Source organism: Bartonella sp. AP72JLCBS, assembly GCF_042195705.1.
Classification (GTDB): Bacteria; Pseudomonadota; Alphaproteobacteria; order Rhizobiales; family Rhizobiaceae; genus Bartonella.
Window position 1 is genome coordinate 1 of record NZ_JBHIOU010000107.1, and the last position, 691, is coordinate 691.

A 691-nucleotide genomic window follows, 5' to 3' on the forward strand; every position below is an offset into this window, starting at 1 on the left:
CAGCTTTATTCCTTGCATCAGACGCTAGCGATGTATTTAGGAGGAGGAGCTAGCTATGAAGGTGGCGAATGGAGGGCTCCGGAATTCAAGGTTTCACAATTCAATTCTGATGGTAGTTCGTCAGAAAAGAAGATCTATCATGATGTAGCAGGAGCTTTTGATGGTGTCAGTGATGGTATGACGAGTATCAACGAGCGTATTCATGATGTTGAGAAGAATGTGGCGAGTAATGGTTTGAATTGGAATGAAGAAGAAGGCGCGTATGATGCGAAGCATGATGGTAAGTCGAGTAAGATTACGAATGTATTGGATGGTAAGATAGAAGAAGGCTCGCAAGAAGTTGTTAATGGTGGTCAGCTTTGGAGTACGAATGAGAGGGTAAAAGAGGTTGAAGACAAAGTAGATACGATAGATCAACATGTGAAAGATATTGAAGTAGCCGTAACGGATGGCGTTGTTTCCTATGACAAAGATAGTGATGGGAAAAAGACCAATAGCATTACGTTAGTAGGAGGCAATGACAGCGAACCTGTTATGATAGACAATGTAGCGGCAGGCAAGATTGAAGCAGGTTCTCAGCAAGCTGTTAATGGTGGTCAGTTGCATGATTATACTGAAGAGCAGATGAAGATAGTTCTTGAAGATGCCAATAAGTATACGGATGAGAAAGTTAGTGGTCTTGTCAATGATG

1 pseudogene is annotated in these 691 nt (G+C 42.0%); it reads left to right on the forward strand.

The features are described 5' to 3' along the window. Window positions 1-691, forward strand: a pseudogene (locus ACFILO_RS09625) (hypothetical protein); the annotation flags it as partial.